3 protein-coding genes are annotated in these 3,686 nt (G+C 75.1%); all 3 read right to left on the reverse strand.

Annotated features, from left to right (window positions below; translation table 11 throughout):
- Positions 1 to 299: 299 nt before the first annotated feature.
- Positions 300 to 1,316, reverse strand: a complete 1,017-nt coding sequence (locus ACFYXF_RS38885; RefSeq protein ID WP_389356710.1) for an MBL fold metallo-hydrolase — start codon at positions 1,314 to 1,316, stop codon at positions 300 to 302.
- Entirely contained in the window at positions 1,313 to 2,560 is a 1,248-nt protein-coding gene (locus ACFYXF_RS38890; protein WP_389356711.1) for an aminotransferase class I/II-fold pyridoxal phosphate-dependent enzyme, read from the reverse strand. Before ACFYXF_RS38890 ends, ACFYXF_RS38885 begins: the two co-directional genes overlap by 4 nt.
- Positions 2,561 to 2,687: 127 nt before the next feature.
- Positions 2,688 to 3,428 carry a hypothetical protein gene (locus tag ACFYXF_RS38895; RefSeq protein ID WP_389356712.1) on the reverse strand — a complete coding sequence of 247 codons (741 nt, stop codon included), beginning with the start codon at positions 3,426 to 3,428 and terminating at the stop codon, positions 2,688 to 2,690.
- Positions 3,429 to 3,686: the final 258 nt, after the last annotated feature.

Raw genomic sequence — 3,686 nt, forward strand, 5'->3', positions numbered from 1 at the left:
GGCTGGAGGGTGGCGGCGGCCGGGGGAGGTGGCAGGTGGGTGGGAAGGTCGCGCTCAACGCGCTCGTCCTCAAACGCCGGACGGGCTGGAGGGTGGCGGCCGGTGCTGAAGTGCGGCGGGGGCGGGTGGGCGGGGAGAAGGGGTGGGCTGGGCGCGGTTGTCCTCGGACGTCGGCCGGGGTTTGATCTTTCAGCCCGTCCGGCGTTTGAGGACGAGGCCGTTCAGGCCGACAAGCGGGGGTCTGGGGGCGCAGCCCCCAGAAGGATGGGACGGGTAGGGGCGGCGGGGGCGAGAACAAATCAGCCCAGCACCCGCGAGCCTCCCACCGGCAGGTCCCACAGGTCCTCGCGGGGCAGGCCGGCCTGCTCCCAGGCAGCCTGCACCCGGGAAAGGGGTTCGAGGACCGGCTCCGCCGACAGGACGAACGTCGCCCAGTGCATCGGAGCCATCCGCCGCGCCCCCAGATCCACGGCCGCCTGAACCGCCTCCTCCGGGTCACAGTGGACGTCACTGAGCCACCACCGCGGGTTGTACGCACCGATCGGCAACAGCGCGAGGTCGATACCCGGATAACGCTGCCCGATACGGGCGAACCAGTGGCCGTACCCGGTGTCACCCGCGAAGTAGACCCGCTGACCGTCCAGGTCGGTGAGCACCCACCCGCCCCACAGGGTGCGGCAGGTGTCGGTGAGCCCGCGCTTGGACCAGTGATGGGCCGGCACGAAGTCGAAGCGGACGCCGCCCAGTTCAGCCGTCTCCCACCAGTCCAGCTCGGTGACATGAGTGAACCGGCGGCGCCGGAACCAGCGCCCGAGCCCGGCCGGCACGAACACCGGCGTGTCGCGCGGGAGTCTGCGCAGCGTCGGGGCGTCGAGGTGGTCGTAGTGGTTGTGGCTGATGACGACGGCGTCCACGCGCGGCAGCGCGCTCCAGGCGACGCCCACGGGAGTGATCCGGGCCGGTGTCCCCAGGATACGGCGCGACCAGACCGGGTCGGTGAGGACGGTGAGCCCACCGATCCTGACCACCCAACTGGCGTGCCCCGCCCAGGAGACGGCGACAGTACGCGCGTCCACGCGGGGCAGCGGGCCGGGTTCGAAGGGCAGGCGCGGAATGTCGGCGAGGCCTTCCGGCGTCGGCCGTACCGCGCCCTCTCTGGCGAATCTGGCCATACCCCGCAGGCCGGGCAAGGGGGCGGTGAGCCGGTCGGCGAAGGAGCGAGGCCACACCCGGTCGCCGTGCGGCGGCCGAAGCACCTCAGGCGTCGCGCCGGTGCTGATGCTCGTGGTCGTGGTCGACTCGGACTGCTGCGTCATCGAGGAGGCTCCCGTCGCTGAGCGTCGTCACGGAGATCGTCGAAGATCGATCCCACCAAGGTCAACGCGCGTCGCACGTGTGGCAGTTCCAGTGGATCGGGTGAACTGAGCGACTGCGCCCGTTCCCCGGGCGTGTCGCCGAGCAGCGCGCCCGTGGCCAGCCGGACACGCAACGCCGCGAGGTCGTCCCCGAACCGGTGACCGCCCGGCGCGGGCATCCCGAGCCGGGCGGTGAGGAAGTCCTCCAGCTCCTGGGCGTCACCGACACCGTGGGCGCCGAGCGCGGTCCGCAGGGGGCCCAGATCGACGTACAGATGACGGCCCGCGCGCGGGGGCCGGGCCAGACAGCCCGCGGCGGTCACCGCGCGGTGCACGGCGACGGCCACGCGCGCGTGCAGGCGTACGGCGGCTGTGAGCCGTTCGGTGACGGGCTCGGGCTCGCCGAGGGCGTAGGCCGCCGCGGCGGCGACCGGTTCGGCGATCCGGGCGTCGAGCGCGGTGAGTACGTCGAGCACGCGCGCGCGTAGGGCGTCGCCTGCGGTGTTCGCGGGGAACCGGGCGAGGGCGGCGGGCCAGCCCGGCGGCAGCAGCGCGCCGCACAGGTCGGTGACGACGGTGACCTTGTCGGGCAGCATCTCGGCCGGGCTGAGCAGCACGGTGTCGTGCGGCCTGTGCAGGGTGTCGCGCCAGGTCTCGTCGCTGACCAGGTGCAGGCCCTCCGCCGCCGCTGCCTCGACGGTCTCGTGCAGGAGTTCGGGCGGGGCGACGGTCGCCGTCGGGTCGTCGGCCACGGACAGCACGAGCAGCCGGGGATCACCGCCCTCGGCGCGCACCCTCCGTACGGTCTCCAGGAAGGCGTACGGGTCCGGCACGCCCCCGCACTCGGCGGGCGTGCCCACGTGGAACACGGATCTGCCCAACGCCCGTACCTGGGGCGCCCACCAGGCCGCGCAGGGCCGGGGCACCAGGACGTCGCCGCCGATCGCGGCGGTCAGCGCGAGCAGCAGGGGCGGGGCGCCGGGGGCGGCGGCCACCCGGTCGGGGTCGGCGGACAGTCCGCGCCGGGCCCAGTAGCCGCAGGCCGCGTCGAGGAGCGCGGGGCCGCCGCCGGTCGGCTGGGCGTCGGGGCGATCGGCTGCGGCGGCGAGGACGGCGGCGAGTTCGGGCAGTACGGGGAGTCCGTCGCCGGGTAGCGGCGGGCCGTAGCGGACGGGGCCGTGCCCCTGGGGGTCCGTCCGCCGCATGCGTACCTCCGCGCGGTTGCTGGTGCGGTGCCTGGTGGCTGCTTGTGGGTGCTGGTACCCACGGTCACAGGGACCCATGGGAGCCCGCTCGGGTTGCCTCGGCCGGCCACGCGGGCGGCATCCCGGGTCACCCGCGCGCGGAGGTGTTCCTGCGGCGCAGCCGGTGTACGGCGGCCCCGGCGGCGCCCGTGATCAGCACTCCCCCGGCGACCAGCGCGGGCACCGAGTCGGTGAAGGCACCGCCCTGACCGGCCTCCACCCCGCGCTGCACCGGGGCGGGGGTGGGCTCCCAGGGGGGTGTGGGGACGTGTGTCGGGATGTGCGTGGGGGTGTGCGTCGGGCAGGTGCCCACGCCCTGGAAGTCGCCGGATGGCAAGTCGCCGGTCAGGGAACCGCCGCTCTGGGTGTCCACACCGTGCGACGCGGTGGCGCAGGTGCCCGTGCCGTCGCGCGTGACGGTGAACGTCGCCTGCCACGCCTTGCCCTGGCCCCCGGCCTGTCCGGGACACGTACCGTCGGCGGACCACTCGGAGGCCGGCGCGCCGGCGCTCTGCTCGGCCTCGAAGGTCAGGTCGGGCGCGATCTTCGCCGTGCCGCTGTATGCGGGGCCGACCGTCGGGTCGTCGGTGCCGGGGACCTGCTGGAGCTGGACGGTGCCCAGCTCGAAGCCCTGCGAGTGCGCGTCGATGAAGGCGGGCGGGGTCCCGCCGGTCGCCTCGCAGGCCACGGAGACGGTGACGGTGCCGCCGGGGCCGACGGTGCCCGGGCTGACCTCCCCGGCGGTGTCCGCGGACACGGCCGAGGCGGCGGTGCCCAGGGCGGCACCGGCCAGGGCGGCGGCGGACAGGACACGGGCGGTGCGGCGCATGGCTGGGCTCCTTCGAGCGGCGGCTGCGGAGCACGTCGGGTGATGCCCCGCATCCCCATGACAGCCCGACGGGGCGCGGGGCGCGCGCGGCCGGACCCCATTCGCGGGACGGGCACGCCCGAGCGGGTGACATACCGGCACGCCGGTGTCGGCCGCATCCGCGGTGACCGCCCGAGTCCCCCGGCACCAGCCCGTACCCGCGCTGCCGACCTGTGCACGTGCCCGCGCCGACCTGCACCCGTAGGTGCCGGGCGCCAG

Origin of the sequence: Streptomyces sp. NPDC002680 (assembly GCF_042889145.1) — a bacterium.
GTDB classification, from domain to species: Bacteria; Actinomycetota; Actinomycetes; order Streptomycetales; family Streptomycetaceae; genus Streptomyces; species Streptomyces adonidis.